This is a genomic window from Kitasatospora sp. NPDC057965 (assembly GCF_042887135.1).
Classification (GTDB): Bacteria; Actinomycetota; Actinomycetes; order Streptomycetales; family Streptomycetaceae; genus Kitasatospora.
The window spans coordinates 335,751-360,947 of the sequence record NZ_JBHVPZ010000002.1 but is presented as its reverse complement, the minus strand read 5'-3'; the positions used below and the strand labels follow the sequence as shown (position 1 = coordinate 360,947).

Here is a 25,197-nt window from a genome sequence, read left to right as displayed (position 1 = left end):
TGACAACCCCTGACCATCAGCCACCATCGCCCTCCCGCTCTCGGGCCTGCTGTCAGCAAAGGCGGGAATACCGGACCCCGCCCCATGGGCCTCGCTCACCGAGCAGTGACCGCTATCAGGGCGCAGCAGGTCGTACGCAGCCCGCCACACCGGGCGAGGGCACCTCCCACCCACACCAACCGGACATCGCGCGAAAGCCGCACCGCCTACGTCCACGCCGACGTCCGCGACCCCGAGCACATCCTGGCCGCCGCCCGCGACACCGGTGTCCTCGACTTCGACGAACCAAAGCTGATGCGAAGTCAGAAAAGTCAGCAATGGGTCAGCATCGATACGGGCAGACCTTGCGACAGGTGCCCACACCTGAGAATCGACCGGCCCTGCAAGTCACCTTTCCAGAGAGGCAGGCACGAGGAGTGGAACTCGCTCACCAGGATCCTCCAGATGCCCCCAAAGCCCTGTCGAAAGTGGCAGAAGAAGAGGCCGCCAGCGAGGTATTGCCCCAGGTCAGCGCACCCGTCCGCGCGCCTTCAGGGGGATGTCGGGAAGCTCCGGAGCCCTCAGTCGGGCACCGTCGTAGCCGTGGACTTTACCGAAGCGGGTGCCCTTCTCCCAGTCGTTTCGTGCCTGTACGATCTCGGCACCGGATCGGCCGATGAAGTTCCACCACATGACGAGTTTCTCGGCGAAGGGTTCGCCGCCGAGGAGGAGGAAGGTGGCGTCGGTGGTGGCGTGGAGGGGGAGGGTGCGGCGGCCGGTGCCGAGGTAGAGCATGGCGCCGGGGTCGAGGCGGACGGTGTCGACGTCGACGGTGCCGGACATGGTGAGGACGGCGTACTCGAAGTCGGGGTCCAGCGGCAGGCGCAGGTCCGTGCCGGCGGTGAGGGTGAGGTCGGCGCCGACGAGGGGGGTGTGGGTGGTGCCCGGGGAGGTGGCGCCGTCGAGGGTGCCGAGGATGACGGTGGCGGACAGGCCCGTGGCGGTGACCGTGGGCAGGTCGGGGTGGTGTTCGAAGGCGGGTTCGCGGTGGCGGTGGGCGTCGGGCAGGGCCACCCAGAGCTGGGCGCCGTGCAGGAAGCGGGCGTGCGGGCGCGGGGACTCCTCGGAGTGGGAGATCGCCCGCCCGGAGGTCATCAGGCCCAGCTCGCGCGGGCGCACCGTCTGCAGGCTGCCCAGGCTGTCGCGGTGCAGCACCTCGCCGGCGTGCAGCCAGCTCACCGTCTGCAGGCCCATGTGCGGGTGCGGGGGCACTTGCATGCCCGGCTCGTCCGCGATGTCGTCCGGACCGTAGTGGTCCACGAAGCACCACGCCCCCACCATCCGCCGGCCCAGGTTCGGCAGGAGACGGCGCACGACAGTGCTGCCGCCGAGGGCCGTCTCGCGCGGGGCCAGGAGTTCGTGGACGGGGCCGCCCGGGGTGTCGGCGCGGCCGCCGCGCACGGTCGGGGTGGCGAGGTCGGGTTCAGGCATGGTGGGCCTCGTTTTCCGGAGGGCTAGCCGCGCGGGGCGGCCGGGACGATGGGGGTGCCGGCGGAGACCGCGCGGGTGACCGGGGTCCGTTCGGCGATGTCGAGCAGGCGGGCGCGCTGGGCGTCGTCGAGGTCGCCGACGAGGTCGATCCGCCGGGTGATGCGGACGGCCTTCTCCGGGCCCTTCTCGTAGCCGAGGTGGACGCGCACGGTGGTCAGCGGCCACTGCTTGCGCTGGGCGTACATCCGCAGGGTGATCGCGGTGCAGGAGCCGAGCGCGGAGAGCAGCAGGCCGACCGGGGTGGTGGCGGTGTCGGCGCCGCCGGCCGACTCGGGCTCGTCGGCGGTCAGCTTGTGGCGGCCGGAGCGGATGTCGACGCGGTAGTCGTCGGCGGTGCTGGTGGCGACGGCGGCCGCGGCGCGGACGAAGCCGGTCTCGGTGTCCGGGACTCCCCCGGTGACCGCGGCGGTCACAGGCCGAACCGCTCGCGCTGGGCGGCCGGGACGAGGTCGTGGTACTCCGGGTGCTTGGTCAGCCAGCCGCGGATGAACGGGCAGTACGGGAGCACCGCGAGTTCGTTGGCGCGGGCGTCGTCGAGCGCGGCGCGGGCGAGGATGCCGCCGAGGCCCTGACCGCCGAAACGCGGGTCGATCTCGGTGTGGATGAAGGCGATCTCACTCGCGTGCCGGTGATACTCGGCGAAGCCGGCGAGTTCGCCGTCGGAGGTGATCTCGTAGCGGGACTTCTCGGGGTTGTCGGCAACGATGGGCGTCGTCATGGCGGCCTCCTGTGGCTTCGGAGCTTGGCGTCAGAAGTAATTTAGCATTCAACTAACGTGCGATCAAGGCCGCCCGGCGCGAACCGGGCGGTCGGGGGAAGCCGAGGGGGACGTCGGGAGGGGACGTCAGGAGAGTGTGATCGGCGGGGGCAGGGGGTGGCAGCCGTCCCAGGAGGCGATCTGGCCGGGCGGGCAGGAGGCCGGGCGAGTCGGCAGGGTGGGTACCGGGCGTGGCGGTACGGTCCACTCCCCCGGGCCGGGGCCCTCGGGCGGGTCGGCGGTCGGCTTGGGCGCCGGCTTGGGGGCCGCGGGCGGGGCGACCGCCGGGGCGGCGGGCGGCTCGACCGGCGGGGGCGCGGGCGCCGCAGGGGGTGCGGGGGGCGCGGGGGGCGCGCTCGGGGCCGCCTTCGGAGGGGCGGTCGGGCGCGGGGACGCCGGGGCCGGCTGAGCCGGTGGGGCGGTCGGACGCGAGGCGGGTCGGACGGGCGTCGGCTCGGCGGCCGGCGGGGCCGCCGGCTCGGCCGCGGCCGGCGGATCCGGGATCACCGGAGCGGCCGGAACGGCGGGAGCGGAGGGGGTGTCGGACGGCGGGGCTTCGGACGGCGAGGTCTCGGACGGGGCCGGTGCCGCCGCCGCCGGGGACGTCGACACGGTCGGCGGGGCGGTCGGCGAGCCCGTCGGTGAGGGCTGCGTGGTGTCCGCCCCGCTCATCGCCCAGCCACCCGCGCCCACCAGCGCCAGCGTGCACACCCCTACCGCGACGCCGGCGGCAATGCGGCGGCGCCGGGCCGTGGCTCTCCCGTCCGGGTCCTGCGATTGATCGTGCGACTGTTCCTGCGGCTGTTCCTGCTTCCGCAGCTGGTCTTCCTGCACCGTGCCTCGCCCTGTTCGATCTTCGTTCGGAATGCGCGGATGCTAGCAGCGCACACCACCGCTTCCCCACCGACGGCCGCCCGCCGCAGACGGCAGACGGGGGCCGACGGCGCTGAGCGACCACCCGGGTCGCTGCGCCGCCCGCCCCCGGCCGCCGGGTCCTACCGCCCGGCCAGCCCTCGCGCCCGGACCGCGCGGCGCAGCGTGTCCAGCTGGTCCACCAGTCCGCGCCGGGTCGCCGCGGTGAGGTCCGGGTCGGTCAGACAGGCCTCGGCCGCCCGCACCGTCCGTTCGGTCGCGGCGTGGGCCGGGAAGCCTGCGCGGGTGAGCACCCGGGCCAGCGCGGGCCCGCGGCGGCCGGAGGCCGGTCCCAACTCCTTGAAGTAGCGCACGGTCAGCTCCTCCAGCAGTTCGGCCTGCTCGGGCTGCCACAGGCCTTCGGCGGTGGCGGTGGCCAGGTAGTTGGAGAGCTCGCCGTGGAACAGCGCCTGCCAGGCGGCCTCCTTGGCCGCCGGGTCGGGCAGCGCGGCGCGGCAACGGGCGGCGCCCTCCTCGCTGGTGTCGCTGGGGTCGGCGGCGAGTTCGGCGGCGATCTCCGGCTCGCCCGCCGCACCGAGCACGCACAGCCGCAGCAGCAGCCGCCAGCGCAGGTCCGGGTCGAGCACCGGCCCGCCGGGCAGCGTGCCGGCCGCCAGCCAGTCACGCAGTTCGGCGACCTGCGACGCGTCCGCGGCGGTGGCGATCACACCACGCGCGGCCACCAGGCGCAGACCGGTGCGGTCCGGCTCGCCCTCGGTGCGCCGCAGCAGGGTGCGGCAGACCCGGGCCAGCCCGGCCAGTGCCGCCGGGCGGTCGGCCGGCGGCACCGCGCAGTCCACCACGAACCCGTGGGCGAAGGAGAGCACCGCGTCCACCAGGTGCACGGAGGTCTCGCCGGGCAGGTGGTCGGCGACCAGCTCCAGGTACTCGCCGGGCGTCAGCTCCCCGTCGCGCACCTGGTCGCGGGCGGCGCTCCAGAGCACCGCGCGGGCCAGCTCCTCGGGCACGGCGCCGAGCGAGGAGCGCACGGTCCGCCAGGAGCCGGGGTCGAGGCGGATCTTGACGAAGCTGAGGTCGGTGTCGTTGAGCAGGGTCAGCTCGGCGGCGGCCACCGGCTGCGGCACGGCGCCGTCGGCCGGCAGGTCGAGCGGTACCCGGTCGGCCAGCTCCAGGGTGCCCTCGGCGGTGCGGCGGTAGTGGCCCACGGTCAGCTGGTGCGGGCGCGGGACGCCGCCGGCGGCGGTGTGCTCGATGCGGCCGTCGGCCACCCGCAGGGTGTCCACGCCGGTGGTGCGCAGCCAGCGGTCCGCCCAGCCGTGGACGTCGCGGCCACTGGCCGCCGTCAGCGCCCGGAGCAGGTCGTCGAGGGTGGCGTTGCCGAAGGCGTGCGCGTCGAAGTGGTCGTTGACTCCGGCCAGGAAGGTCTCCTCGCCGAGCCAGGCCACCAGCTGGCGCAGCGCGGCGGCACCCTTGGCGTAGGAGATGCCGTCGAAGTTCTGCAGCGCCTGGGCGGTGTCCTCCACCGTGGTGGGGGCCACCGGGTGGGTGGAGGGGCGCTGGTCGGCGTCGTAGCCCCAGGTCTTGCGGTTGGCGGCGAAGCCGGTCCAGGCGGCGCCGAAGCGGGTGGAGGCGGCGGTGACGCCGTAGGCCATGTACTCGGCGAAGGACTCGTTCAGCCAGAGGTCGTCCCACCACTTCATGGTGACCAGGTCGCCGAACCACATGTGCGCCATCTCGTGGATCACCACCAGGGCGCGCTCCTCGCGCTTGGTGTCGTCGACGGCGGAGCGGAAGACGTACTCGTCGCGCAGGGTGACGCAGCCCGGGTTCTCCATCGCGCCGGCGTTGAACTCCGGGACGAAGCACTGGTCGTAGCTGTCGAAGGGGTAGCGGTGCCGGAAGGCGCGGTGGTAGTGGTCGAAACCCTGCCGGGTGATCTCCAGCAGCTCGGGGGCGTCGGCGTCCAGGTGGGCGGCGAGCGAGCGGCGGCAGTGCAGGCCGAGCGGGATCCCGTCGTGCTCGGCGCGCACCGAGTGCAGCGGGCCGGCCACCACGGAGACCAGATAGCTGCTGATCGGCGGGGTGGGCGCGAACTCCCAGCGGCCGGGCGTGACCTGGTCGGACACGCCGTTGCCGACCACGGTCCACGGCTGCGGCGCGGTGACGGACACCGTGTACCGCGCCTTGAGGTCCGGCTGGTCGAAGGAGGCGAACACCCGCGGGCCGTCGTCGAGGAAGGACTGGGTGTAGACGTAGTCCTCGCCGTCGGCCGGGTCGGTGAACAGGTGCATGCCCTCGCCGGTGTGCGAGTAGGCCATGTCGGCCTCGACGACGAGCTCGTTCTCGGCCGCCAGGTCGGTCAGCGGGAAGCGCCCGGCCCGCAGCGCGGCGACGTCGAGCTCGCGACCGTTCAGCACGACCCGGTGGAGCACGGACGGCTTGACGTCCACGTGGGTCCCGGCGCCCGGGGCGGTGCAGCCGAAGCGGATCACCGTGGTGGAGCCGAACACCTCCCGACCGCGGGTCAGGTCGAGGTCGACGTGGGCCGTGCGGACGTCGAGCAGCTGGTGGCGTTCGACGGCCTCGGCCCGGGTGAGTACTGAGGTATCAGACATATCGAGCATGTTGCTCCCTCCGGCGGCGAACGACACCTGGTTTTCCGCTCCGGGCGCACCGCGGTGCTCAGCGGCGTGGCGGGCTACTCGGCGGCGCGGCGGGCCGCCTTGACGCGCTCGGCCAGCTCGGCGGCCGGGATGCGGCGGGGCGTGCTGCCGTGGCGGGCGGCCAGCGCGTCGGCGGGGTCCGGCGAGGTCTCCGCGAGGTCGAGCACCAGCATGCTGTGCCCCTCGTCCACCTCCTCGCTGAGCACGATCAGCCCGGCGCCGCCCTCGTGGTCGCGCCAGGTCTCGGCGGCGTTGCCGATCACCGTCCCGGCGGCCCAGCCCAGCAGGACGCCGATCGGGCCGCCGAGCAGTCCGGCGAGGCCGCCGACCACGCCCGCGCCCACGGTCGGCGCGCCCGCGCCGCGCACCTGGCTGGCGGGGAAGTCCAGGGTGCCGTCGGCCAGGCGCTCGACGATCGCGGACTGGCGCAGGCCCGGCAGGTGGGCGGCCTCTTCGAAGGCGGCCCGGCAGGCGGCGCGGTCGGTGAAGTCGAGCAGCAGGACGTGGTGGTTCTCGCTCATGGTCGCGACGGCTCCTCGCTCGGCGGTCGGTCGGTGCCGGGGCTCGGCGCGGCACGGGACCAGTCCAGCATGGTCCACCGACGGGCCGCCCGCCCTGTGCTGGTGCACCGTCCGTGGCCCGGCCCGGCTCCCACCGGTCCGTCCCGGTCGGGCGGCCTGCGCGGTGGCGGGCTCAGTCGGCGGCGAAGGTGCGGCGCACGTTCCCCTTGGTGTCCGCCAGCAAGTAGCCGCTGTTGTGGTACTCGTCGGAGAGATAGACCCGGATGCTCGCCAGACCGTCGCCCGGGAAGGTGTCGATGACCAGGTAGCGGCTGGTCGGGTCCTTCACGTTGAGGGTGTCGTTGGCCTTCTTCAGCAGGGCGGGGACGACGTCCCAGTCGTACTGCGCGAGGTCCACCGGCTTGTCCTTCCCCAACGGCCCGCCGGTGCGCTTGGTGACCTTGCCGTCCCGGTAGTCGTACCAGTCGTAGCCACGCCCGTCGGCGGTCGGCACCTGGGCGTTGGCGTAGCCCGGGTAGACGTTGAGCGCCTTGACCTTCGTACCGCCGCTCTGCCCGGTGATCGCCGCGACGACGGTTCGGACGCCGTCCGGGGTCATCAGGTCCTTGGAGGTGTTCGCCGACGGCTTGGCGGCCGGGGTGGCGGAGGTGGTGCCCGCCGCGGGCGGCGTGAGGGAGGGCGGGACGGCCGGGCCGGTGAGCGCGGTGGTGTCCCCCGGGACCGCCGGGGAGCCGGCCGCACCGGCGGTGGCCGACGACCCGCTCGGGGCGCTGCCCACGCCGGCCGCGCCGCCGGTCCCGTCGGGGCGCAGTGTCCAGGCGAGCACGCCCGCCAGGGCGACCCCGGTGACGGCGAGGGTGACGGCGGCCCCGGTCCGGCGGCGTCTCGGCGGCGGGGGCATCGCGGCCGGGCCGGTCGGGCCCAGGTAGTGGGTCCCGGTCCCGTCGACGGCCCCGCCGACGCCGGGCGCGGGGAGGTACGCCGTGCCCGACGGACCGGCGTACTGGCCCGGGTGCGGTCCGGCACCGGCGCCCGTCTCGGCCGCCGCGAGCGCCTGGTCGAGCTGCGCGGCGTCCGGCCGCACCGCCGGGTCACGGGCCAGCAGCGCGGCCAGCACCGGCCCCAGCGGCCCGCAGCGGGTCGGCGGCGGCAGCGGCTCGTCGAGCACGGCGGCGAGGGTGGCCAGCGAGGTGGACCGGCGCAGCGGGTGGTGGCCCTCGACCACGACGTACAGCAGCATGCCGAGCGACCACAGGTCGGAGGACGGGTTGCCCTCCTCGCCGCGGATCCGCTCCGGCGCGATGTACTCGGGCGAGCCGATCAGCGCGCCGGTGGCGGTGAGCGCGGTGGCGTCCTGCATCGCGGCGATGCCGAAATCGGTGAGGACGGGGGTACCGTCGGCGCGCAGCAGCACATTGGCGGGCTTGACGTCGCGGTGCTGGATGCCGGCCGCGTGCGCGGCGCGCAGCGCGGCCAGCACGCCGCGGCCGATCCGGGCGGCCTCGGGGACGGTGAGCGGGCCGCGGGCGATCCGGTCGGCGAGACTGCCGCCGGTGGCCAGCTCCATGACCAGCCACGGGTGGGGGTGGCCGGGCGTGTCGACGATGTGGTGGATCACCGCGACGTTGGGGTGCTGGAGGCGGGCGAGCGCCCGGGCCTCGCGCAGTACGCGCTCGCGCAGTTCGTCGGCGGCGGCGGGGTCGGCCGCGGCCATGGCCGGGTCCGGTGGGCGGACCTCCTTGAGCGCGACCTCGCGGTGCAGCATGGTGTCGCGGGCGCGCCAGACCAGGCCCATGCCTCCGCCGCCGAGTCGTTCCAGCAGTTCGAAGCGGTTGTCGACGAGCCGCGTCTCCGGCGCCCCAGTGTTCATGCCGGACATCGTAGGGGCCGCCATGGACAGCGGCGGCGGCCACCCGGGCGGCCCGGCGGTCCGTGGGCGACCCGTCCGCGCCCGAGTCGGCGTCACGGCGGAGAAGGGGGGCGGGGCTCGGGGCACGCGGGCCCGGCGGTCCGACGGGCCGGGTCCTCCGCTCCCTGCTCGGCCGCCCCACCCCGCCCGGCCCTCGGGGGTTCCGGGCCGGGTGCGGGCGGGTAGGGGCCGCACCGGCACCGGGGCGGCGCGCGACGGACGGAGGTGACCGGGTTGGGTCGGGACTCGGCGGGTCAGGACGCGGCGGGTCGGGACGCGGCGGGTGCGGACGCGGCGGGTGACCGGGTACGGCCGGCCGGGCCCGGGGACGCGGACGAGTTGTTGCGGCTGCGGGTCGCGGTGCTGGACGGCGGACCGCTGGACGAGGCATGGCGCGCCACCTTCCGCGAGGACATGCGCGCCCGGCTGGGCCGCGACCCGGACCTGCTCGCCTACGTGGTGCCGGCCGACGGCGGCGGGCTGGCCGCCTGCGCGATCGGCATCGTCTACCGCGGCTACCGGGGCCCGACCCACCCGACGGGGCGGTGGGGGCGGATCCACACGGTGGTCACCGACCCGGCGCACCGGCGGCGCGGGCACGCCCGCGCCGTCACGGCGGCGCTGGTCGAGGCGCTCGGGGCGTGCGGCTGCGGGTCGATCGAGCTGCGGGCCACCGAGGCCGGGGCTCCGCTGTACCGGACGCTCGGCTTCGGACCGGTGGACGGGTACATGCGGCTGGACCTCGGGGCCACACGACCACCGCCCGGCGGCCACTGACGCACCGCCGTCCCGTGGGCCCACCCGTCCCGTCGAAGGAGGCCTCCAGGTGGAGCGTCCGTCCCGCCCCTCACCGCTCACCGCCGAACCCGCGGCCGCCGAACCCACCGTCAACGTGCCTGCAGTCAACGTGCCCGCCGGCGCCGAGCTCGTCGCCGCCGCGCTCGTCACGGACGCCATCGGCCGGGTCCTGCTGCTGCGCCGCCCGGACGGCGGCTGGGAGCTGCCGTCCGTCCCCGTCCGCCCGGCCGAGACCCCGGCGGCGGCGGCCGTTCGCGCGCTGGCCGAGGTCTGCGGGGTGACCGCCGAGGCGGTGCGACCGGCCGGGGTGTTCGAGGACGGGCCCGGCGGCGGGCCCCACCCGGCGCGGCGGCAGGTGTTCGCGCTGTCGGCCACCGCGCCCGGCGCGTTGGACCGACTCGTGCTCCCCCGGCACTCCACGCACGCCTGGTTCTTCACGGACAACCTTCCCGGCGTCTCCCCCGCCACCGTCCGGTTCCTGCGGGCGCACGCTCCGGCGCGGCCGCACCTTCCACGCCCCCAATGGCTGGCCACGACGCCGCGCGCGTGGCTGTGCACGGCCGCCGTGGTGACCGCGCCGGACGGCCGGCTGCTGATGGTGATGTCGCGGGTCCGGGAGCCGGACCGGCGGCCGGACGCCGGACGGTGGAACTTCCCGGGCGGCGTGCTCGACGCCCATGAGGACTCGCCGACCGGGGCGGCCCGCGAACTGCTGGAGGAGACCGGCCTCGACCGGCCGCCCGGGCCGCTGCTCGCGGTCGTCTGGCAGCATCCGGCGCCGGGCGCGGACCACCCCATCGTGCAGTTCTTCCACGACTTCGGCACCGCCGACCCCGCGTCGGTCCGGCTCCACTGCCCGGACGGGGAGATCACCGACTGGGCCTGGTTCCATCCGGGCGAGGAGCTGGACGCCGCGGCCGGTCCGGCCCGGGGGTACGCGGCGCGGCAGGCGCTGGCGGCCCGCGCGGCCGGGCGCGCCGTCACCGCCGGCTACCCGCCCGGGCCGTCGCGAACCCAGCTCGGGTCTGTCGTCCGGACTCCCGGCGGGTCGGGCGGGTAGCGTCACCGGCCGTGGAGCAGATCCGACCGCTCGTCGGCCCGCCGACCGACCCCGTTCCCGCCGACCCGACCCCGGCCGGGCCGCCGCCGCTGGTCTGGTACGCCGCGTACGGCTCGAACATGCACGCCGGGCGGCTCGCCTGCTACCTGCGCGGCGGGCGGCCCGAGCAGGGCGAACGCGACTACCCCGGCTGCCGCGACGCCGGCCCGCCCCGGCGTTCGGTGCCGGTACGGCTGCCCGGGCTGCTCTACTTCGCCCTGGAGTCGCGGACCTGGGGCGGCGGCCTGGCCCTCCACGACCCGCAGCGCCCCGGCACCGTGCCCGCCCGGGCATACCTGCTGACCGCCGAACAGTTCAGCGACATCGCCGCCCAGGAGATGGGCGGCGGGCCGGGCACCGACCTCGACCTGGCCACCGTGCTGCGGACCGGGCGCGACCCGCAGGGGCCGGGCCGGTACCAGACCCTGGTGTGCCCCGGCACGCTGGACGGCGTCCCGGTGCTGACGTTCACCGCCCCGTGGTCCCTGGCCGAGGCCCCGCTCAACCCCCCGCGCGCCCGCTACCTGCGCAACCTCGCCACCGGACTGGCCGAGGCGCACGGCTGGTCGCCGCGCCGCACCGCCGCCTACCTGAGCACCCGCCCGGGCGCCGCCGGGCACTGGACCGTCGACGCGCTGCTCACCGCGCTCGCCGGGCGGCGCAGCGGAGGCTGAGCCTCCGCGGGCGGGTTCCGGCCGCCGAGCCATGACCATGCGTCATCGTCATTGCCCTATCGGCCAATTCGGTGGGCAATCGGCCGTTCGATGACGGATGATCGGCACTCGGGGCCGCTTCGACCGGGCGGCGCCGACCGAGAGGACGGGGGCAGGGCGGCATGGAGGCGATGCGGGTCTTCGCACTGGTGGCGGCGACCGTCACCACCGGAGTGACCTCCGGGCTCTTCTACACCTACGCCTCGCTGACACCGGGGCTGCGCACCGCCGACAGTCTCACGGTGGTCCAGGTGATGCAACGGCTCAACGTGGCAGTCCTCAACGGGTGGTACCTGCTGGGCTTCGTCGGCGCGCTGGTGTTCACGGGCGCGTCCGTCCTGCTGCACCTGCCGAGCGACGCACGCCAGGCACTGCCGGCGTCGGTCGGCGCGCTGGTCTGCTACACCGGCTCACTGGTGGCGACCAGGGTGGTCAACCTCCCGCTGAGCCAGGCGCTGGCGGACGCCGACCGGTCGGACGGGGCGGGCCGGGCGGACCGGGCGTGGCCCGCCGAGTCGTTCGACCGGTGCGGCGCGCGCCGGATGCGGTGGACCGCGGCGCGGGCGCTGCTGTCCACCGCGGCACTCGGCTTCCTCTGCTGGGCGCTGGTCCTGCACTGCGACATGAGGCCGAACTGAGGCTCCCGGCAATCCGGTTGGACTCTGTTCGGCGCTCAGCCGGCCGCCAGCACCACCGTGGTGGGCCCGGGCCAGGACGGATGCGCCCCGGCTCCCCGCGCCGCCCCGGCCGCCATCGCCGGAGCATCCCCCCGCGCGCTCCCCGGAACGCCGTCCGGGCCGGCCTCCGGAGCGCCGGCGGCGGCCGGCCGGCGGTGTTCCTGCGGGGTCAGCCCCCGCACCCGCTTGAACGCGGTGCTGAGCGCGAACGCGTCGCCGTAGCCCACCCGCCGGGCCACGGCCGCGATGGTGAGCTCCGGGTCGCGCAGCAGGTCGGCGGCGACCGTCAGCCGCCAGTTCGCCAGGTAGGCCATCGGCGGCTCGCCGACCAGCGCCGTGAACCGCCGGGCCAGCCCGGCCCGGGAGACCCCGACCTCGGCGGCGAGCGACGCCACCGTCCACGGCCGGGCCGGGTCGTCGTGCAGCAGCCGCAGCGCGGGGCCGACCACCTCGTCGGCCTGGGCCCGCAGCCAGCCGGGCGCGTCGGCGTCCGGGGCGGCCAGCCAGCCGCGCAGCACCCCGACCACCAGCAGGTCCAACAGCCGGTCCAGCACCACCTCCTGGCCGGGCTCGGCCCGGGTGACCTCGGTGGCGAGCAGCCGGACCAGGGTGTCCTCGGTGGTGTTCACCCCGGCCGGTCGCACCAGCAGGGTCGGCAGGTGCGCCAGCAGCCGGCGGCCGATCTCGTGCTCGGCCAGATAGGTGCCGGTCAGCATCACCGACGGGTGCTCGTCGCCCGGCCGGCTCTCGCCCCAGGTCCGCACCCCGAGGGCCATCGAGGTGGCGACGCTGACGCCGTCCTTGGAGCAGATCTGCCCGGGTCCGATGACGATCTCCGGCGCGGTCCGCGGGTCGTCCGCGACGGTGTAGGCGTCCGGCCCGCGCAGCAGCGCCAGGTCCCCCGGCCGGACCAGCACCGGCTGCCCGCCGTCGGGCAGGATCCACGCCTCGCCGTCCAGCATGGTGAGCAGCGACAGCGGTGCGCGGTCCTCGATCCGCAGTGCCCACGGCGTGCTGAGGACGGAGCGCAGCACGAACGCGCCGCGGGCCTTGGGGCCGTCGAGCAGCCCGGTCAGGGTGTCCATGGCGGGCAAGCCTAGGGGGTTTCACCACGCCGCGCCGGACAGTTGATCCACTGTCGCATCCGTCCGGCGGCCCTGCCGCCCGGCCCGGCCCCGCACCGCCGATGACCGGAATCGCGGGGCTTCGGGTCCCGGGGTGTGGCCTATGCTCGCAGCATGGTGACGCGCTGGGGAGAGCACGTACGCCGGAGGCCGGTGCTCGGGGCGGTGGAACTCGCGCTGGGGTGGCAGGGCGTGGTGGTGCTGGTGGCGAAGGCGCTGCCGCCGCTGACGCCGCACTGGTTCCCGCAGTTGGGTCCGACGGTGGTCAACCTGGTGGCCGCCGCGGCGGCGCTGGCACTGCTGCGGGCCTGGGGGATGACGCGGGTCGCGGGGGTGGCGACCTGGGGCGGGCTCGCCCGCTGGCCGGTGCTGCTGCCGGTCGTGGTGGTGTCCGGCCTCGCGACGCTACCCGGCCTCGAAGGCGACACGCCGACGCTGATCGGCGGCGCGGTGCTCACGCTCGGCATCGGCCTCAGCGAGGAGCTCGGCTATCGGGCGCTGGTCCTCCAGGTCGCCCAACCGCTGGGCGCGGTGCGCTCGGTGGCGCTGAGCGCGGTCCTGTTCGGGGCGGCCCACCTGGACAACTACCTGTTCTTCGGGGCGTCCTGGAACGACACCCGGTGGCAGCTGCTGTCCGCGGGCCTGTTCGGGTTCTGCCTCGGCGCGGCACGCCTCGTCATCGGGAGCGTCTGGCCACTGGTCCTGGTGCACGCCCAGGCGGACTACCTGGGGATCTACTCGCCCGGCCGAACGCCCGACTGGCTGCAGGGACTTGATATGCTCGTCAGCCTCGCACTGGGCCTCGTGCTGCTGCGCCGGCACGTGCGGCGGGTGCCGGCACCGGAGGCGACCGGCGGCGCTCCGGTCCGGTCGTAGCCGTGAGCCTCCCGCTCCGACCGCTCAGCGGCCGGCCCGGCGGTGGACCAGGAGGGCCCGGGTGAGGGCGGCCAGGGCGGCGGTGCAGAGCACGGTGCGGGCGATGTTGGCGGTCGTCCAGGTCGGTGCGAAGGCGGCCCGGACGGCGGCGAAGTCGGTGATGGCGGCGGGGTCGCCGGCCGCGGCGAGCCGGTCGTTGAGCGGGATGTTGACGGCGGTGGTGAGGACGAGCGCGGCGAGGTGGAGGACGGTCGCCACGGCCGTCCACAGGGTGGCGGCGCGCCGCCCGGAGCGGTGCAGCAGCCAGGTGCCGACGGCGGGCATGGCGAGGGCGCCCAGGAAGACCGCGCCGAAGACGGGGTTGGTGATGGCGGTGTTGATGTTCTGCATCGCGGTCACATAGGTGCGGTCGTCCCCGGCGGCGAGTCCGGGCATCACGGAGACGTCGAAGGCGAAGAAGAGGCCGGACATCAGGCCCATCGCGGTGGTGGCGGTGGCGAGCACCGGGCCGGTGGCGGCGAGTTCGCGGGCGGGGGTGGTGACGGCGGTCGTGGCGGCGGTGGCGGTGGTGGACATGAGCGGGCTCCAGGAGGTGTGCGCCGGGGCGGGCGGCGGCCCGGGGACCAGGTGCGGGGTCCCCGGACCGCAGGGGTGCTGAACCGCGGGGTTCGGCAGGGGTGTTCAGACCTTCCAGACGCCGGAGGCCGCGGCGTCCCGGGCGAAGTCGGCGAAGTCGCGCGGCTCCCGGCCGAGCGCCCGCCGCACGCCGTCCGCCAGGCTGGCGTTGCGGCCGTCCAGGATCATCGTGAACAGGTCGGCGAAGTCGCCGGGCAGGCCGAGGGCCGCCAGCATCGCGCGGCACTCCTCGACGGTGATCGCCGTGAAGCGGATCTCCCGCCCGGTCGCCGCGGAGAGTTCGGCGGCGGCGTCCGCGAAGGAGAGCAGGCGCGGGCCGGTCAGCTCGTAGATCTCGCCGTCGTGGCCGTCCTCGGTGAGCGCCGCCACGGCGACGTCGGCGATGTCGTCCGCGTCGACGAACGGCTCGACGGCGGTGCCGGTCGGCAGCGCCAGCTCACCCGCGAGCACCGCCTCCAGGAAGAAGCTCTCGGAGAAGTTCTGGGCGAACCAGGAGCAGCGGACCACCGTCCAGCCGGTGCCGGCCGCGGCGACCGCCGCCTCGGCGGCCTGCGCGGCCTCCTCGCCCCGCCCGGAGAGCAGCACCAGATGGTCGACCCCGGCCTTGGCGGCGCGCCTGGCGAAGGCCCCGACGGTCTCGACCGCGCCGGGGAAGGCGAGCTCGGGGTAGTAGGCGAGGTAGGCGGCGCCGACGCCGTCGAGGGCGGCGTCCCAGGTGGTGTCGTCGTCCCAGTCGAACGGGACCGGCGCGGTGCGCGAGCCGAGCCGGGCGGTGTGGCCGAGCGCGGTGAGGCGCTCGGCCACGCGCCGGCCGGTCTTGCCGGTCCCGCCGGTGACCAGGACGGTCCGGGCGGCGGCGGTGGAGGTGCCGGCCTGCTGGGTGCCGTTCGCGTTCTCGTTCGTGTTCTCGTTCATGGGCATCAGTCAACTCCGCGCGCCGCCGCCCGGACATGGCCGTCGCGCTCAGCCGCATGTGTGCGCGTCTACGGGCGGAGGGCGGTGACCACGGTGGCGTCGAGGTCCTCGTCGTGGCCGAGCGCGGCGGTCAGGCCGGCGGCGGTGACCACGCCGAGGGCGGTGACGGCCTGCTGGTCGCTGGTCTCGAAGAGCAGGGCGCCGCCCGGGGCGAGCCAGTGCGGGGCGTCGGCGGCCACCCGGCGCAGCACGTCCAGGCCGTCGGCGCCGCCGTCCAGCGCCGGGCGGGCCTCGAACAGCCGGGCCTCGGCCGGCAGCAGCGCGATGTCGGCGGTGGGCACGTACGGGACGTTGGCGAGCAGCACGTCCACCCGGCCGCGCAGGCCGGCCGGCAGGGCGTCGAAGAGGTCCCCCTCGAACACCTCGGCGCCGCTCGGCCCGAGGTTGCGACGGGCGCAGCGGACGGCGGCGGGGTCGAGGTCGGCGGCGTACAGCCGGACGGGGTGGCCCGCGGTGGCGGCGAGCGCCGCGCCGAGGGCGCCGGTGCCGCAGCACAGATCGACCACCAGCGCGTTCTCGCGGGCGAGCGCACCGGCGGCGCGGGCCAGGAACTCGCTGCGCCGGCGGGGCACGAAGACGCCGGGGTCGACGGCGATCCGCAGACCGGCGAACTCGGCCCAGCCCGCGACGTGTTCGAGCGGTCGGCCGGCGGCGCGGTCGCGGACCATGGCGGCGAGTTCGGCGGGCGTCGCGGCGGCGGCGAGCAGGATGCGGGCCTCGTCCTCGGCGAAGACGCAACCGGCGGCGCGCAGCCGGGCGGTGACGGTGGAGCGGAGGTCGGTGGACGGGTGGACAGGCAAGGGAACCCCTCGGAGCACAGGTGGGAGGACGTCGTCCGACCCGGGGCTCCCGCCCGATGCCTGGCCGGACGGCGAACGCTCCCGCGCGCTCCGGACCGCGGCCGGCGCTAGGGCCGGGCGTGGTCCCGCACGAGGGTGTCGCCGTCGCGGCCGGGGAGCACCCGTTCCGGCACAGCGGTCATGGGTTCTCACCTCCCCGTCTCTACTCGCTCTATTGCGGCGCCCGTCACCATACCGCACCCGCGACGCGGCCGCGCCCGGTTCTTCGCGGTGCTCCGGCCACCGACTCGGCGGGTGCCCGAAGCTCTTCGGGTGAACCACCGGTCCCACCCGGGCGGCCGGTGGTTGGCCGGGTACCCATCACCGGGAGCGGCGAGGCGCCGGCCACTCGGGCTTCGGGCTCCCGATGACGTCCCCCCATCGACCCAGTACGGGAGTTCCCCATGCGCATTCGTTTCGGTCCCCGCGCGGCCCTCGTGGCCACCGCCGGCGTCCTCGCCCTGTCCTTCGTCAACATCCCGACCGCCTCGGCGGCGCCCGGCGTCGTGATCCAGGAGAACGGCAGCCAGTTCAAGCAGACCCGGGACCCGCAGGGCGGCCAGTGCTACCCCGGCCTCGGCGCCGACACCGCGATCGCCAACCGGACCGGCGGCACCATCCTGCTGTTCCCCGACGGCAACTGTCAGACCAAGATCCTCAACCCCCTGGGCCCGGGCGAGTTCCGGCCGGACGAGCACGTCGGCAGCTTCCTGGCCCTGGACTGACGGTCCGCGCCGCCGCGCCCCCTCGTACGGCCGAGGGGGCGCGGCGGCGTCGTGGGCGGACGGCACTGGGCCGGCGCGCCGTAGCCGCCGGTGGCGGAGGGACGCCGTCGGCGCGCTACTCCTCGGGCGCGCCGGGCAGGTCGAGGGTCACCCGGAGGCCGCCGGCCGGTTCGGGGGCCAGCTGGAGTTCGCCGTGGTGGGCCTCGGCGACGGCCGCCACGATCGCCAGGCCCAGGCCGTGGCCGCGGCGGGCCGGATCGCTCTCGGCGGTGCGCCCGCGCCCGCGCAGGAAGGGCTCGGTGAAGGTGGCCACGGCCTCCTCCGTCAGCACCGGGCCGGTGTTGGCGACGGTGAGGCGCGCCCACCCCGGCCGCTGCGGGTCGGCCCCGGTGGCGAGGGTGACCCGCCCGTCCGCGGGCAGGTTGTGCCGCAACGCGTTGTGGAGCAGGTTGACGGCCGCTTGGCGCAGCAGCACCGGGTTGCCGGTGGTCGGGGCGGGGCGCAGCTCCGCGGTGAGCCGGACGCCGAGGGCGGCGGCCTCCTCGCGGACGGCGGCGAGCGCCTCCTCCGCCGCGGCGGCGAGGTCGGTGGGGCCGAGTTCGGGCTCGCTGTGGCCGAGATCGGCGAGCTGGAGCAGGGCCTCGCTGATCTCGATGCCGCGCTGGTTGGTGTCCTGGAGGCGGGTGACCAGCTTGCCCCAGTCCTGGCCGGCGGGGTCGGCGGCGGCGACCTGGAGCATGGTGCGGGTGATCGCCAGCGGGGTGCGCAGCTCGTGGGAGGCGTTGGCGGCGAAGCGCTGCTGGGCCTCGAAGGAGCGCTGGAGGCGGGCCAGCATCTCGTCGAAGGCGTCGGAGAGCTCGGTGAACTCGTCGCGCGGACCGGCGAGGGCGATCCGGTGTTCCAGCGCCCCGCTCGCGGCGCGGTGCGCGGCGCGGGTGATGTCCTGGAGCGGGCGCAGCACCCGGCCGGCGATCAGCCAGCCGCCGATCATGCCGACCGCGGTGAGCAGGGCCAGGGCGTAGCCGCCGGCACGGAGGAGGGATTCGAGGATCTCCTGGCGGGAGGGGGCGTCGGAGCGGTAGCGGGGACTGGCGGAGGTGAGGGGGTAGTTGGGGATGTACTTCATGCCGACGTACACCACGGCGAGCGAGAGGGTGCCGGCGGTGACGGCGAAGAGGGTGTAGCTGAGGGTCAGCCGCATCCGGGCGGTCAGCCGGCGCGGGCGGGTGCCGCGCGGGCGCCCGGCACGGAAGGGTCCGTTCACCGTCGGGACTCCTCCACGCCGAGGCGGTAGCCGACGCCCGGCACGGTCTGGATCACCCACGGGTCGCCGAGGCGTTTGCGCAGGCCGGAGATGGTGATGCGGACGGCGTTGGTGAAGGGGTCGGCGTTCTCGTCCCAGGCGCGTTCCAGCAGGTCCTCGGCGCTGATGACGCCGCCGCGCGCCGCCATCAGGACCTCCAGGACGGCGAACTGCTTGCGGGACAGGCCCACGTAGCGGCCGTCGCGGTAGACCTCGCGACGGAAGGGGTCCAGGCGCACTCCGGCGTACTCCAGCACGGGCGGGGCGGCCTGGGCCGGGCGGCGGGCCAGCGAGCGCAGCCGTACGACGAGTTCGGCGAGGTCGAAGGGCTTGGTGAGGTAGTCGTCGGCGCCGAGTTCGAAGCCGGCGACCTTCTCGTGGAGGCGGGCGGCGGCGGTGAGCATCAGGACGCGGCAGCCCAGACCGCGCTCGACGATGCTGCGGCAGACGTCGTCGCCGTGGGTGCCGGGGATGTCGCGGTCGAGGACGACGACGTCGTAGCCGTGGACGGCCAGGCGCTCCAGCGCGGCGTCACCGTCGGTCACGACGTCGCAGGCGATCGCCTCCAGCCGCAGCCCGGCCTGCACCGCCTCCGCGAGATAGATCTCGTCCTCCACCACCAGGACCCGCACGTGCCGTTCTCCTGTCTTCGCTGTTCACACCCCATTGGACCCGATGGGGCCTATCGAAAACGTATCGGTTCGCGCAGACGTCCTCGCAACACGGCGCCTCCTCCAATGGTCCCGGAACACACGAGCACATCGGGAGGCAGCGATGGACACGCCCCGCACGAAGACGGACACCGGGACGGGCACGGGGACGGGCACGCCCGCCGGGACGACGGCGCGGGCCGGCCGGCGGCGGCTGGCCGCGGGTGCCTCGGCCGTGGCGCTGCTGGCCCTGGCCGGCGCGTGCGCCGCCGACCCGGCGGGCACCCGGGCCGCCCTGCCCGCGCCGGCGGCCACCGCCGGCTCCCGGGCCACCCCGTCCGTCACCACGGGAACGGGGACGGCGACGGGGACGACCACCGCGAAGCCCACCGCCACCGCGACCGCCACCGGGCCGGAGGCGGACGGCGAAATACCCGACGGCCGCGCGCCGAGCCCCTTCGAGACCGCCACCCCGGCCGTCGGCAACCTGGACGCCCCCCTGCGCGAGGCCCTGCAGCGGGCGGCCACCGACGCCCGGGCCCAGCGCATCGAGATGACCGTCACCTCCGGCTGGCGCAGCAAGGCCTACCAGCAGCGCCTCCTGGACCGGGCGGTGATCAGGTACGGGAGCCCGGAGCGGGCCCGGCAGTTCGTCAACACGCCGGACAAGTCCGCGCACGTCACCGGCAAGGCGGTCGACGTCGGCCCGACCGACGCCGACTACTGGCTCGTCCAGCACGGCGCCGAGTACGGGCTGTGCCAGGTGTACGCCAACGAGATCTGGCACTTCGAACTGCTCACCCGGCCCGGCGGGACCTGCCCGGCGCAGCTCCAGGACGCCGCGGGATGAGGAGGCGCATCATGACGGCGATCACCGCGGTCCTCCCCGAACCCCGCGCCGAAGCCGACCAGCCGCCCCAGGCCCCCCAGTCGCCCCGCCCGCCCCGGCGCCGGCGGGCCGCACCCGCGGAGCGGCCCCGACCGCGCCGGCGGCGCGGGCTGGTGCCCGCCGCACTCGGGCTGCTCACCGCGCTCGCCCTGGGCGGCCACCGGCTGGTACCGGACCTGGGCCTGGGCCTCGGCCGTCTGTGGGAGAGCGCCCTGCCCTGGAGCGGTCTGACGGTGCCGGCGGTGCTGCTGTGCGCGGCGCTGCGCCGGGCTCCGACGGCGGCCTGCGCGGGCGGGGTGCTGGCCGCGGTGTGGGCGGTGGTGTTCGGACCGCTGCTGCTGTCCGGCGGGGCGCCGGGCGCACCCGGCGGGCAGGGCCTGACGGTGGTCACCCACAATGTGAACGCCGCCAACCACGACCCGGCCGGCACCGCCCGCGCGCTGCTCGCCGCCGGCCCGGACCTGGTCGCGCTGGAGGAGGTCACCGACGCCGCCCTGCCCGCCTACCGGAGCGTGCTCGACAGGGCACTGCCCCACTACGCGCGCACCGGGACCGTGGCCCTGTGGAGCCGGTACCCGGTGACGGAGTCCCGGCGGCTGATCATCGACCCCGGCTGGAACCGCTCCCTGCGGGCCGAAGTCCAGGCCCCCGGCGGGCCGTTGGCCGTCTACGTGGCGCACCTCGCCTCGGTGCGGACGACCCTCGCCGGATTCGCCACCGCCCACCGCGACCGGGACATCGCCGCCCTCGCCGAGGCGCTGGACGGCGAGCCACTGCGCCGGGTGCTCCTGCTGGGCGACCTCAACACGGCCTCCGGCGACCGCTCCCTCGCCCCGCTCACCGAGCGCCTCAGGCCCGCCGCGACCGGCTTCGGATTCAGCTGGCCGGCCGCTCTCCCCCTGGTCCGCATCGACCACATCCTCACCCGCGAGGTCTCCGCCACCGACACCTGGACGCTCCCCGCGACGCCCAGTGACCACCGCCCGGTGGCGGCGAGGCTCACGGGGTGACGGCCGTGCCTCCCTACGGCCGGACGGTGCGGGCCGCGGCGGTGTGCCGCCGTGCCGCCGCCCTCGAACTGTCGGCAGTCCGAGGACGGCGGCGCGGGTAGCGCGTACGACTCAGTCCGGCGGGCAGGACGCGCCGGGCGAGGCGAGCACCCGCGCCGCACAGCGGTGCCCCCGCGCGGCGGCCTCGCGCAGCCCGGCCTCGCCGAGCCCGGTGCCCGTCAGCCGGCCGTCCAGGAAGGCGGCGAGGAAGCCCGCCGCGAAGGCGTCGCCCGCGCCGGTGAGGTCGCGGACCTCGCCGACCGGCGGCACCGGCACGGTGAACGGCCGCTCCCCCGGCACGTCGACGGTGGTCGCCTCGGCCCCGGATTTGGTGACCACCGTCGTGGCCGCCAGCCGGGCACGCTGCGGCCCGGGGCGCCCGTCCGTGAGCAGCCCCAGGAACGCGGACTCCTCGCGGTTGGCGAACAGCAGGGTGGGCGCGAGCTCGGCGGCGAGGGCCAGGAAGCGCTCGCGGCCGAAGCCCTCCAGCATCCCGGTCGAGGAGGCGTCCAGCGAGGTGGTGCCGCCGGCCGCGCGGACCCGGCGCAGCGCGTCGACGGCCGTCGTGCCGACCGGCTCGCCGTCGAAGGAGTAGGCGGGCACGTGCAGGTGGGTGAGTCCGTTCAGCCAGGCGTCCGGGACGGTCTCCAGCAGGGTGGCCGCGCCCCGGTCGGGGAGCATGGTGCGCTCGCCGGCGTCGTCGATGAGGACCACGATGCTGCCGGTCCGCCCGTGCCGCGCGACCCTGACGTCCACGCCGTGGCCGGCCAGTTCGGCGGCCAGGCCGTGCCCGGCCGGGTCGTCGCCGACGCAGCCGAGGAACCTCGTCGGGCACTGTCCGGCGGCGAAGGCGGCGACGTTGGCGGCGCTGCCGCCGCGCTGCCGGAAGACCCGGGCGTCGGAGTCGGTGCCGTGCCGCAGCGGGCCGGCCACCCAGACGACGATGTCCTCCACGAGGTCGCCGAGCACTCCGAGCACGGGTCAGCCCTCGCTTCGGGCGGCGGCCAGCGCGGTGGCGATCTCGCCGCCCAGCCGGACGTTGCCCCGGTAGACCTCGACGTTCACCTCCAGGCTGCGGCCCTGGGTGTCGCGCTGGATGAAGTCGAGCAGGAACGGGGTGGAGGCGTTGCCGGTGACGCCCTGGCGCTCGGCCTCGGCCCAGGCGCGGGTGAGCAGCGCGTCGAGTTCCTTCGGCGGGAGCTGCTTGTCCGGGTCGACCGGGTTGGCGATGAGGACGGCCTGCGGCAGGTCCAGTCCGTCGCGGGCCTCGATCACCCTGGCGGCCTGCTCGGGGGAGTCGACCTGGTAGCCGATCCGGTGGCCGGAGTCGGTGACGTAGAAGCCGGGGTAGTTGCGGGTGCGGTAGCCGATGACCGGGATGTTGAGGGTCTCGAAGCGCTCCAGGGTGGCCCGGATGTCGAGGATCGACTTCACCCCGGCGCTGATCACGGTGACCGGGGTGGCGGCCAGGGTGGTCAGGTCCGCGGACTCGTCGAAGCTCTCGGAGGCGCCGAAGTGGACGCCGCCGAGGCCGCCGGTGGAGAAGACCCGGATGCCGGCGCGGTACGCGAGGAAGGCGGTGGCGGCGACCGTGGTGCCGCCGTGGCGGCCGAGCGCGGCGACCACCGGGAGGTCGCGCAGGCTGGCCTTGTCGAGGTCGTCGGCCTCGGACAGTTCCTTGATCTGCCCGGTGGACAGGCCGACCGTGGGCACGCCCGCGTAGACGCCGATGGTGGCCGGGACGACGCCGGTGGAGCGCAGCCGCTCCTCCGCCTCCAGCGCGACCTCCAGGTTGCGCGGCCGGGGCAGCCCGTGGGTGAAGATCGTCGACTCCAGGGCGACGACGGGGGCGCCGGCGGCGACGGCCTCGGCGACTTCCTGGGAGATGCGGATGGGCAGTCCGGTCATGGCGGTGTGCTCCCTGTGAGGCTGCCACCACGGTGTGGCAGGAGTGGCTTCAGCGTAGGGAGCGATCACATCGGGATCCAGAATGAATACCGGCCCTTCTCATAGACTTCCGGCTATGAGTCTCACCCTGCGCCAGCTGGAGGTCTTCCTCGCGGTGGCCGACACCCTGCACTTCGGGCGGGCCGCCGAGCGGCTGCACATCTCGCAGCCGACGGTCAGCCAGGAGGTCGCCCGGCTGGAGCGGACCGTCGGGGTGGAGCTGTTCGACCGCAGCCGGCGGGCGGTGCGGCTGACCTCCGCCGGGGAGGTGATGGCCGCCGAGTCCGCCGGAATGCTGGCCCGGGCCGACGCGCTGCTCGCCCGGGTGCGGCTGCACGAGGAGGCCCGGCTGGGCACGGCGCGGATCGTCGCCTCCCCCACCGTGGTCAACCGGCTGCTGCCGGCCGTGGTCAGCCGGGCCGAACGGGAGCTGCCGGAGCTGGTGCTGGCCGAGCTGTCGGTGGACACCGGGCGGGTCTCGCCGACGCTGGCCGCCGAACTGGCCGACATCGGCCTCGGCCGCTTCCTCGACGACGTCCCCGGCTACCGGCGGGAGCGGATCGCGGACGAGCCGGTGCGGATCGCGCTCAGCCGGGACCACCCGCTGGCCGGGCGGGACGCGGTGCGGCTGGACGAACTGGGCGACCTGCCGCTGCTGTTGTGGCCGCGCGAGCAGAGCCCGCGCTACTACGACCACGTCCTGGCGCTGTGCGCCGAGCGCGGGGTGGAGCCGCCGGTCCTGGTCGGGCCGGCCCGGATCGTCGGCTCCCGGCTCTACCTGCTGGCGCAGAGCCGGGCGTTCTCGCTCGTCCCCGCCTCGATGACCGGCCACCTCACCGGTGACGTGGTCACCGTACGGCTGGCCGGCCGCGCCACCCTGCCGCTGGAGTTGCAGTGGCGCCTGGACGACCGCCGCCCCGCGCTCGCCGCGCTGCGCGAGCTGATCCGCGAGGAGGCGGCCGCCCTGGAACCGTTCTGACCTGCGCGGAACCTGTGCGGAACCTGGGCGACCGCTCAGACCTTGCGCGGACCGCTCAGAACCGCAGCGACCAGCCGTTGATCGTGCCGGGGAAGTAGCCGCCGACGTCGGTCACCCGCAGCCGCCAGACCCCGGCCGCGGTGTGCGCGGAGGCGTCCACGCCGTAGACGGCGACGAGGTTCGTGTAGGCCTCCCCGATGTTGGTGTCGTGCAGCAGGAACGCCGCGCCGTCCGGGGCGACGAGCTCCACCTTGAGGTCCCCGCGCCACCAGTAGGCGATGTCCACGGAGACGTCGAGGTCGCGGGGCGCCTTGCCGGCGACCCCGGTGACGGTGACGGGCGACTCGACCGTGCCGATCCCGTCGAAGGCCACCGGCCCCGGGGCGGCGAACAGCGGGCCGCGCGGCCGGTTCGGCACCGTGCCGGTGTACAGCAGGCGGTCCGGGGAGCCCGTGCCGAGCCCGTGCAGCGCGCCGACGGTCGCCGCCGAGGTCAGCGCGGCGGACACCTGGGCGGGGGTGGCGCCCGGGTGCGACGCCAGGTAGAGCGCGGCGGCGCCCGCCGCGTGCGGGGCGGCCATCGAGGTGCCCGACATGTCGATGCCCAGACCGCCCATGTCGACCACGTGCCACACCGAGGTGATGTCCACCCCCGGCGCGTAGAGGTCCACCAGGGGACCGTAGTTGGAGAACGAGGCTTCGACGTCGTCCCGGTCGGTCGCGCCGACGGTGATGGCGCTCGGCACCCGGGCCGGGGAGTGCTGGCTCGCGTCCACGCTCTGGTTGCCCGCGGCGACCGTGTAGGTCAGTCCCGCCGCGATGGACCCCGCGACCGCGGCGTCCATCACCGGGTCCGGGTCGCTGCCCAGGCTCATGTTGACCACGGCCGGTCGGACGGCGTGCTTGGTGACCCAGTCGATGCCCGCGACCACCTGCTCGGTGGTGCCCTCGCCGTCGTCGTTGAGCACCCGCACGGCGACGATCTTCGCGGCCTTGGCGACCCCGAAGGACGCGCTGGCGACCGTCCCCGCGACATGGGTGCCGTGGCCGTGGCCGTCGTCCGCGACGTTGTCGCCGTCGATCGCGTCGTAGCCGTAGGAGGCGCGCCCCTCGAACTCCTCGGCGGTGATCCGCACCCCGGTGTCCACGATGTACGCCGTCACCCCCGCGCCCGCCGTGTCCGGGTAGGCGTAGCGGTCGTCGTACGGGAAGCGGCGCTGGTCGATCCGGTCCAGGCCCCAGGACCCCGGCGCCGTCTGCACGCCGTCGGCCCGCACCCGGCGGTTCTGCGAGACCAGCGCCACCGACGGGTCGGCGGCCAGCCGGCGGGCCTGCTTCCCGGTGAGGCCGGCGGAGAAGCCGCGCAGCGCGGCGTCGTAGCTGCGGTGGACCGTGCCGCCGTAGGCGCGGGCCAGCGCCGCCGCGCCGTCCGCCACCGAACTCCCCTTTGCGGCAGTGGGCTTGAGCACCACCAGATAGCTTCCGGGGACGGCGGAGGGCGAGCCCTCGCCCTGCACCACCCCCTCCGGGACCGCCGCCGCGGCGGGGAACACCCCGCCGGCCCCGATCGTCAGGACCGCCGCCGTACCGAGCACCGCGCAGACCCTGCGCAGCCGTTGCCCTGGAGCCATCGTCCCATCCCCCTCCGATGTCGACCTGTCGAAAG

General features: G+C 75.5%; 24 protein-coding genes. 9 read left to right on the top strand and 15 right to left on the bottom strand.

Annotated features, from left to right (window positions below; all coding sequences use genetic code 11):
- Positions 1 to 507: 507 nt before the first annotated feature.
- The 6 genes from ACFVVU_RS03565 to ACFVVU_RS03540 form a co-directional block, all read right to left on the bottom strand.
- Positions 508 to 1,470, bottom strand: a complete 963-nt coding sequence (locus tag ACFVVU_RS03565) for a pirin family protein (protein WP_387788230.1) — start codon at positions 1,468 to 1,470, stop codon at positions 508 to 510.
- Between the two features lie 23 nt (positions 1,471 to 1,493).
- Positions 1,494 to 1,943 carry an OsmC family protein gene (locus ACFVVU_RS03560; RefSeq protein WP_387788228.1) on the bottom strand — a complete coding sequence of 150 codons (450 nt, stop codon included), beginning with the start codon at positions 1,941 to 1,943 and terminating at the stop codon, positions 1,494 to 1,496.
- Positions 1,940 to 2,248: a GNAT family N-acetyltransferase gene (locus ACFVVU_RS03555; protein WP_387788227.1), complete on the bottom strand. Its 309-nt coding sequence runs from the start codon at positions 2,246 to 2,248 to the stop codon at positions 1,940 to 1,942. The genes ACFVVU_RS03560 and ACFVVU_RS03555 overlap by 4 nt, the downstream gene beginning before the upstream one ends.
- Before the next feature lie 1,034 nt (positions 2,249 to 3,282).
- Complete coding sequence (gene pepN, locus ACFVVU_RS03550) at positions 3,283 to 5,775, bottom strand: aminopeptidase N (protein WP_387788225.1); 2,493 nt, start codon at positions 5,773 to 5,775, stop codon at positions 3,283 to 3,285.
- 83 nt (positions 5,776 to 5,858) lie between these two features.
- The gene (locus ACFVVU_RS03545) at positions 5,859 to 6,344 is read right to left on the bottom strand and encodes a histidine kinase (protein ID WP_387788224.1); all 486 of its coding nucleotides are present in this window, start codon (positions 6,342 to 6,344) and stop codon (positions 5,859 to 5,861) included.
- 172 nt (positions 6,345 to 6,516) lie between these two features.
- Entirely contained in the window at positions 6,517 to 8,214 is a 1,698-nt protein-coding gene (locus ACFVVU_RS03540) for a protein kinase (protein ID WP_387788222.1), read from the bottom strand.
- A gap of 273 nt (positions 8,215 to 8,487) precedes the next feature.
- Here ACFVVU_RS03540 and ACFVVU_RS03535 point away from each other — a divergent pair, with 273 nt between their 5' ends.
- The 4 genes from ACFVVU_RS03535 to ACFVVU_RS03520 all read left to right on the top strand — a co-directional run bounded on the left by ACFVVU_RS03535 (position 8,488) and on the right by ACFVVU_RS03520 (position 11,501).
- Positions 8,488 to 9,030 (top strand): GNAT family N-acetyltransferase, encoded by a 543-nt coding sequence (locus ACFVVU_RS03535; RefSeq protein WP_387788220.1) that lies wholly within the window; start codon positions 8,488 to 8,490, stop codon positions 9,028 to 9,030.
- 49 nt (positions 9,031 to 9,079) lie between these two features.
- Entirely contained in the window at positions 9,080 to 10,111 is a 1,032-nt protein-coding gene (locus tag ACFVVU_RS03530; protein WP_387788218.1) for an NUDIX domain-containing protein, read from the top strand.
- Positions 10,112 to 10,122: 11 nt separating this feature from the next.
- Positions 10,123 to 10,824: a histone deacetylase gene (locus ACFVVU_RS03525; protein WP_387788217.1), complete on the top strand. Its 702-nt coding sequence runs from the start codon at positions 10,123 to 10,125 to the stop codon at positions 10,822 to 10,824.
- Positions 10,825 to 10,994: 170 nt separating this feature from the next.
- On the top strand, positions 10,995 to 11,501 hold the full coding sequence (locus tag ACFVVU_RS03520; RefSeq protein WP_380682294.1) for a DUF1772 domain-containing protein: 507 nt from the start codon (positions 10,995 to 10,997) through the stop codon (positions 11,499 to 11,501).
- A gap of 35 nt (positions 11,502 to 11,536) precedes the next feature.
- On the opposite strand, the gene ACFVVU_RS03515 is transcribed toward ACFVVU_RS03520, so the two are convergent.
- Positions 11,537 to 12,625, bottom strand: coding sequence for an AraC family transcriptional regulator (locus ACFVVU_RS03515; RefSeq protein WP_387788214.1), 1,089 nt, complete (start codon positions 12,623 to 12,625; stop codon positions 11,537 to 11,539).
- A gap of 153 nt (positions 12,626 to 12,778) precedes the next feature.
- Here ACFVVU_RS03515 and ACFVVU_RS03510 point away from each other — a divergent pair, with 153 nt between their 5' ends.
- The gene (locus tag ACFVVU_RS03510; protein WP_387788213.1) at positions 12,779 to 13,540 is read left to right on the top strand and encodes a CPBP family intramembrane glutamic endopeptidase; all 762 of its coding nucleotides are present in this window, start codon (positions 12,779 to 12,781) and stop codon (positions 13,538 to 13,540) included.
- A gap of 24 nt (positions 13,541 to 13,564) precedes the next feature.
- Here ACFVVU_RS03510 and ACFVVU_RS03505 read toward each other — a convergent pair whose 3' ends face one another.
- The 3 genes from ACFVVU_RS03505 to ACFVVU_RS03495 all read right to left on the bottom strand — a co-directional run bounded on the left by ACFVVU_RS03505 (position 13,565) and on the right by ACFVVU_RS03495 (position 15,951).
- Entirely contained in the window at positions 13,565 to 14,116 is a 552-nt protein-coding gene (locus ACFVVU_RS03505; RefSeq protein ID WP_380682297.1) for a DUF1772 domain-containing protein, read from the bottom strand.
- Between the two features lie 105 nt (positions 14,117 to 14,221).
- Positions 14,222 to 15,091 (bottom strand): NmrA family transcriptional regulator, encoded by an 870-nt coding sequence (locus tag ACFVVU_RS03500; RefSeq protein ID WP_387788212.1) that lies wholly within the window; start codon positions 15,089 to 15,091, stop codon positions 14,222 to 14,224.
- 68 nt (positions 15,092 to 15,159) lie between these two features.
- Positions 15,160 to 15,951, bottom strand: coding sequence for a putative protein N(5)-glutamine methyltransferase (locus ACFVVU_RS03495; RefSeq protein ID WP_387788210.1), 792 nt, complete (start codon positions 15,949 to 15,951; stop codon positions 15,160 to 15,162).
- A 443-nt stretch (positions 15,952 to 16,394) separates the two neighbouring features.
- Between ACFVVU_RS03495 and ACFVVU_RS03490 the strand changes: the two genes are divergently transcribed.
- Positions 16,395 to 16,715 (top strand): hypothetical protein, encoded by a 321-nt coding sequence (locus ACFVVU_RS03490; protein ID WP_387788209.1) that lies wholly within the window; start codon positions 16,395 to 16,397, stop codon positions 16,713 to 16,715.
- Between the two features lie 115 nt (positions 16,716 to 16,830).
- Here ACFVVU_RS03490 and ACFVVU_RS03485 read toward each other — a convergent pair whose 3' ends face one another.
- Positions 16,831 to 17,979 carry a sensor histidine kinase gene (locus ACFVVU_RS03485; RefSeq protein ID WP_387788207.1) on the bottom strand — a complete coding sequence of 383 codons (1,149 nt, stop codon included), beginning with the start codon at positions 17,977 to 17,979 and terminating at the stop codon, positions 16,831 to 16,833.
- On the bottom strand, positions 17,976 to 18,650 hold the full coding sequence (locus ACFVVU_RS03480; protein ID WP_387788205.1) for a response regulator transcription factor: 675 nt from the start codon (positions 18,648 to 18,650) through the stop codon (positions 17,976 to 17,978). Before ACFVVU_RS03480 ends, ACFVVU_RS03485 begins: the two co-directional genes overlap by 4 nt.
- A 142-nt stretch (positions 18,651 to 18,792) precedes the next feature.
- On the opposite strand from ACFVVU_RS03480, the gene ACFVVU_RS03475 reads away from it, so the two are divergent.
- Together ACFVVU_RS03475 and ACFVVU_RS03470 are read left to right on the top strand one after the other, a co-directional pair.
- On the top strand, positions 18,793 to 19,518 hold the full coding sequence (locus ACFVVU_RS03475; protein ID WP_387788204.1) for a M15 family metallopeptidase: 726 nt from the start codon (positions 18,793 to 18,795) through the stop codon (positions 19,516 to 19,518).
- Positions 19,519 to 19,529: 11 nt separating this feature from the next.
- Positions 19,530 to 20,567, top strand: a complete 1,038-nt coding sequence (locus tag ACFVVU_RS03470) for an endonuclease/exonuclease/phosphatase family protein (protein WP_387788202.1) — start codon at positions 19,530 to 19,532, stop codon at positions 20,565 to 20,567.
- Between the two features lie 111 nt (positions 20,568 to 20,678).
- On the opposite strand, the gene ACFVVU_RS03465 is transcribed toward ACFVVU_RS03470, so the two are convergent.
- Both ACFVVU_RS03465 and ACFVVU_RS03460 read right to left on the bottom strand, forming a co-directional pair.
- Positions 20,679 to 21,584, bottom strand: coding sequence for a carbohydrate kinase family protein (locus ACFVVU_RS03465; protein WP_387788200.1), 906 nt, complete (start codon positions 21,582 to 21,584; stop codon positions 20,679 to 20,681).
- Positions 21,585 to 21,587: 3 nt separating this feature from the next.
- Positions 21,588 to 22,514, bottom strand: a complete 927-nt coding sequence (locus ACFVVU_RS03460) for a pseudouridine-5'-phosphate glycosidase (RefSeq protein ID WP_380682983.1) — start codon at positions 22,512 to 22,514, stop codon at positions 21,588 to 21,590.
- Between the two features lie 115 nt (positions 22,515 to 22,629).
- On the opposite strand from ACFVVU_RS03460, the gene ACFVVU_RS03455 reads away from it, so the two are divergent.
- A complete protein-coding gene (locus tag ACFVVU_RS03455; protein WP_380682984.1) occupies positions 22,630 to 23,532 on the top strand; it encodes a LysR family transcriptional regulator in 903 nt (300 codons plus the stop codon).
- A gap of 55 nt (positions 23,533 to 23,587) precedes the next feature.
- Here ACFVVU_RS03455 and ACFVVU_RS03450 read toward each other — a convergent pair whose 3' ends face one another.
- Positions 23,588 to 25,162 (bottom strand): S8 family serine peptidase, encoded by a 1,575-nt coding sequence (locus ACFVVU_RS03450; protein ID WP_380682985.1) that lies wholly within the window; start codon positions 25,160 to 25,162, stop codon positions 23,588 to 23,590.
- Positions 25,163 to 25,197 lie beyond the last annotated feature (35 nt).

What these genes read in the sequence shown, in the direction of transcription:
- ACFVVU_RS03565 (WP_387788230.1), bottom strand. Translation starts at nt 1,470, where the DNA reads ATGCCTGAACCCGACCTCGCCACCCCGACCGTGCGCGGCGGCCGCGCC.
- ACFVVU_RS03555 (WP_387788227.1), bottom strand. Translation starts at nt 2,248, where the DNA reads ATGACGACGCCCATCGTTGCCGACAACCCCGAGAAGTCCCGCTACGAG.
- pepN (WP_387788225.1), bottom strand. Translation starts at nt 5,775, where the DNA reads ATGTCTGATACCTCAGTACTCACCCGGGCCGAGGCCGTCGAACGCCAC.
- ACFVVU_RS03545 (WP_387788224.1), bottom strand. Translation starts at nt 6,344, where the DNA reads ATGAGCGAGAACCACCACGTCCTGCTGCTCGACTTCACCGACCGCGCC.
- ACFVVU_RS03540 (WP_387788222.1), bottom strand. Translation starts at nt 8,214, where the DNA reads ATGAACACTGGGGCGCCGGAGACGCGGCTCGTCGACAACCGCTTCGAA.
- ACFVVU_RS03520 (WP_380682294.1), top strand. Translation starts at nt 10,995, where the DNA reads ATGCGGGTCTTCGCACTGGTGGCGGCGACCGTCACCACCGGAGTGACC.
- ACFVVU_RS03515 (WP_387788214.1), bottom strand. Translation starts at nt 12,625, where the DNA reads ATGGACACCCTGACCGGGCTGCTCGACGGCCCCAAGGCCCGCGGCGCG.
- ACFVVU_RS03510 (WP_387788213.1), top strand. Translation starts at nt 12,779, where the DNA reads ATGGTGACGCGCTGGGGAGAGCACGTACGCCGGAGGCCGGTGCTCGGG.
- ACFVVU_RS03505 (WP_380682297.1), bottom strand. Translation starts at nt 14,116, where the DNA reads ATGTCCACCACCGCCACCGCCGCCACGACCGCCGTCACCACCCCCGCC.
- ACFVVU_RS03500 (WP_387788212.1), bottom strand. Translation starts at nt 15,091, where the DNA reads ATGAACGAGAACACGAACGAGAACGCGAACGGCACCCAGCAGGCCGGC.
- ACFVVU_RS03490 (WP_387788209.1), top strand. Translation starts at nt 16,395, where the DNA reads ATGCGCATTCGTTTCGGTCCCCGCGCGGCCCTCGTGGCCACCGCCGGC.
- ACFVVU_RS03475 (WP_387788204.1), top strand. Translation starts at nt 18,793, where the DNA reads ATGGACACGCCCCGCACGAAGACGGACACCGGGACGGGCACGGGGACG.
- ACFVVU_RS03470 (WP_387788202.1), top strand. Translation starts at nt 19,530, where the DNA reads ATGACGGCGATCACCGCGGTCCTCCCCGAACCCCGCGCCGAAGCCGAC.
- ACFVVU_RS03460 (WP_380682983.1), bottom strand. Translation starts at nt 22,514, where the DNA reads ATGACCGGACTGCCCATCCGCATCTCCCAGGAAGTCGCCGAGGCCGTC.
- ACFVVU_RS03455 (WP_380682984.1), top strand. Translation starts at nt 22,630, where the DNA reads ATGAGTCTCACCCTGCGCCAGCTGGAGGTCTTCCTCGCGGTGGCCGAC.
- ACFVVU_RS03450 (WP_380682985.1), bottom strand. Translation starts at nt 25,162, where the DNA reads ATGGCTCCAGGGCAACGGCTGCGCAGGGTCTGCGCGGTGCTCGGTACG.